Here is a 3,565-nt window from a genome sequence, read left to right as displayed (position 1 = left end):
GCGTGCCGGGCGTCCGGGCGGCGGCCCGGCACCCGCGCGGCGGCCCGGTTCACCGGCTCACCGCCCTGGGGCGCCGGGCCGGCCGGGCCCACAACGAGCCGACGGCGTCCTGAGGCGGAGGCGGGCACCACCGGAATCGCACCCTGCCCGGTCAGCCGTCAGGGTGCCATTCCGTGAGGAGGATGGTGGCGTCGTCGCGCAGCCGGTGGTCCTGGTGGGCGAGGATCCGCAGCATCAGGCGGCGCAGCGCCTCGGGTGCGGGCAGGCCGTCGGCCATGGCGCGGACGACGGTGTCGGCGAGGCGCTGCTCGCCGAAGAGTTCGCCGTCGGTGTCGCGTGCCTCGGTGACGCCGTCGGAGTAGAGGAGGATCCGGTCGCCGGGTTCCAGCTGGGCGGTGTGGACCTCGGCCCGGTGCGCATGGAAGGCGGCGGACAGGCCGAGCGGGAGGTGGGGGCGGCGGTCGAAGGCCCGGTCGACGATGTGGCGGTCGCGGATCAGCAGCGGGGCGGGGTGCCCGCAGTTGATCCACGCCAGGCGGCCGGTGACGGTGTCGAGGTCGGCGATGACGCAGGTGAGGAGGCGGTCGGGGATCCAGCGCGCCATGGCGGCCTCGATGGTGTCGGCGATGTCGGGGAGGGTGCCGCCGCCGCGCCGGGTGGAGCGGCAGGCGGCCAGGGCGACGGCGCTGCAGCCGCCGGCGGCGAGGTCGTGGCCCATCGCGTCGACCAGGGTCAGGTGGAGGCCGGGACCGGCGAGGTTGTGGTCGAAGGCGTCGCCGCCGATGTCGTAGGCCGGTTCCAGGACCGCGCTGGAGGTCACCCGGCTGGTGCCGATGGTGCGGGGCGGCACGAACGCCCAGAGCAGTTCGGCCTGCAAGGTCATCCGGCGGCTGCGCACCGTCTGGACCAGGACGTCGCTGAACTGGGTCTTCGTCGCGATCAGCAGCGCGACCGCGGACGCCAGCGTGCGGCAGTCGGCCAGCAGGCGGGCGTCCAGTTCCGGGGCGGCCACGCGGAGGACGCCGATCCGTCCGATGCCGTCCACCAGCGGCAGCCATGCGACCGCGTCGGAGGTCGGCGCGGGCGCGTCCGGGCCGCTCGCATCCGGGCCGGAACGGGCTCCGGCGTGGTTCGGCGGGGAACCGACCTGGAGGGTTTCGGTCCGGTACGCGCGTCCGGCGAGCGAGCCGTCGATGTCCACGGTCTCCTGCACCGGCGGCGCGCCCGACAGGGCCTCCCCCGCCGCGTCCGGGCTGGGGAGGGCGACCAGCGTCTCCTGCTGGACGTCCGCGAGGTAGATCCAGACGTGGCTGGCGCCGAGCCTTCGCCCGGCCCGCCGCACCAGGCCGGGGACGTCCCGCGGCCCGGCCCGGTGCGCGGCCTCCAGGAGATCCGCCATCACCGGGCCCAGCAGCCCGCCGTCACCGGTGTGCACCGCATGCTCCTTCCCGTCCCGGGACCCGGTAGGTGCCCGTCTCGGTCGGGCCCCGCCGGGAGGCCCGGCGTGCGGGCCCACTCTCACGCCTGCCCGGCCTCGACGGCCTGACGCATCGGCCCGGGGTGCGATTCCGCGGCCCGGGCCCGCCGGGTGCGTGCCGCCAGCCGGCCCTCGCCGGAGCCCGGAGCAGACCGCCGGTCAGTTCCCCGGGCCACCCGCCGGATACCGCTTGCGGATCAAGGAAATCGACACCCTGCGTAGTCGAACCAGGCCGGGGTTGATGGGCCCGCGTGCCGGTGAGATGGTGAACGTACGGTGCAACTGCGCTGGGGCCACGTCCCCGCCAGGCGGCCCGCACCGTTCCCGCGCGGCTGAGCCGGAAGGTCCCGGACCCCGCTCGTCGGACAGACACGCTCAGTCGTTCCACGGCACCCGAAGACGCACCACGGGGACGCGCCGGAAAGGACGAGCGCATGATCCACGGATATGACGTGTCGGCGTGGCAGCCGAAGCACCCCAACGTGTCCGGCCAGCAGTTCCTCTTCATCAAGGCCACCGAAGGGACCACGTACCCCAATCCCAAGATGGCCGACCAGGCGCAGACCGCACGCGACGCCGGCCTCGCCGTCGGGTTCTACCACTACCCGAACATCGCCGGCGATCCCGTGGCGCAGGGCAAGTACTTCCTGAGCCAGACCCGGCTGCTCGGCGGTGAGATCCTCGCCCTCGACTGGGAGTGGTACGGGCAGCACGTCGCGGACCAGAAGGCCCGCGACTACAAGGACGCCTGGCTCGCGTACGTGCGGGCTGCGGCGCACGGCCACAAGGTCATCCTGTACACGGACAGCAGCAACTGGCTGAACGTGGACCGGAACAGCAACTGCGGAGACGGCCTCTGGATCGCCGACTACAGCCATCCCGCGGGGCAGCCGCCGATCCAGCACCCGTGGCTGTTCCACCAGTACACCAAGGAGCCGCTGGACCAGGACGTGGGCCGGTTCGCCTCGCTCGACGAGCTGAAGGCGTGGGCCGGGCAGCCCAGTCCCAACGGCGGGTCCGCCCACGGGACACCGGCGCCCGTCGGTATCCCGGACTGGGTCCGGCTGACGGACCACCTGATGAGCATCGAGGAGAAGATCTACGAGGGCTGGAACAGCAACGGCGGCTGGAACAACCTCACCCGGTTCGGGGAGGAGTTCGGCGAGAACGCCGTGGAATGGTGCGTGATCTTCGACTGGGACATGTACCACGACGTCGGCCTCGCCTCCGTGGTGAAGAAGACCGACAACGTGAAGGACTTCTCCAACTGGGCGCGCTCGAAGGGCTACTGGTCCCTGTACCCGTCGGTGGGCTCCTGGGTGAACTTCGGCGACGGCGAGCACACCGAGATCGTCGTCGGCTTCGACCAGCAGAACGTCTACACGAAGGGCGGGAACAGCCTTCCCCCGGGGCAGCACGGACAGGGCAACGGCGTCTGGTCCCACACCTTCCGCCGGACCGACCCCTACGTCGCCGGCTACTTCGCCCCCCGCTTCCCCGACGGGGTGTGCCCGCCGACGGCCGACCCGCGTGACCCGCGCGGCGGCGGCGAGATGACGCTCTGGCGCTGGAACGGCTACTCCACCCCCACCCGGCCGGTTCCCACCGGTTCGCTCCAACAGAAGGAGGACGCCATGGGCGTCGCAGTGGTACCCCTCAAGACCGGATTCGGCGAGGCGACCGTCGTACCGGTTCCCCGCGTGTGGGTCGGAGACCCCGACATCCCGGTCGGCAGGGTGTGGCTGTCGCTGGCGAGCGACTTCGGCAAGGTCAATCTCCGGGTGGCGCTGTTCAAGCCCGACCGCGGCTGGCGGGTCATGGACTCGGTGATCGTCGACTACGCGGAGGACGCGGTGCGGATCGACCCGTGGGAGGGCGAGTCGAAGCTGTCCGTGGTGCGCAAGCCGCTTTCGGACGGCGACACCGCCGACTCGACGCCCTGCGGCGTCATGGTCGAGTCCGTCCTGCGGTAGCCCGCCGGACGGCCGTCCGGAACGGGCGGGGTCCGCGCGCCGGACCCTGCCCGCCCGGTGGCGCGCCGCGCCGCGCCGGAGCGGTCGACTCCCCTGCTCCCCCACCTAGGCTGAC

2 protein-coding genes are annotated in these 3,565 nt (G+C 72.6%); one reads left to right on the top strand and one right to left on the bottom strand.

The window, feature by feature from the left end:
* Window positions 1-151: 151 nt before the first annotated feature.
* On the bottom strand, window positions 152-1,435 hold the full coding sequence (locus ABZ885_RS37655; RefSeq protein ID WP_360199166.1) for a PP2C family protein-serine/threonine phosphatase: 1,284 nt from the start codon (window positions 1,433-1,435) through the stop codon (window positions 152-154).
* A gap of 476 nt (window positions 1,436-1,911) precedes the next feature.
* Between ABZ885_RS37655 and ABZ885_RS37650 the strand changes: the two genes are divergently transcribed.
* On the top strand, window positions 1,912-3,450 hold the full coding sequence (locus tag ABZ885_RS37650) for a GH25 family lysozyme (RefSeq protein ID WP_360199164.1): 1,539 nt from the start codon (window positions 1,912-1,914) through the stop codon (window positions 3,448-3,450).
* Window positions 3,451-3,565 lie beyond the last annotated feature (115 nt).

It is taken from the genome of Kitasatospora sp. NPDC047058 (assembly GCF_040643935.1).
GTDB lineage: Bacteria > Actinomycetota > Actinomycetes > Streptomycetales > Streptomycetaceae > Kitasatospora.
Note: the sequence above shows the minus strand (reverse complement) of the source record. Positions and strands in the feature narration are given on the sequence as shown.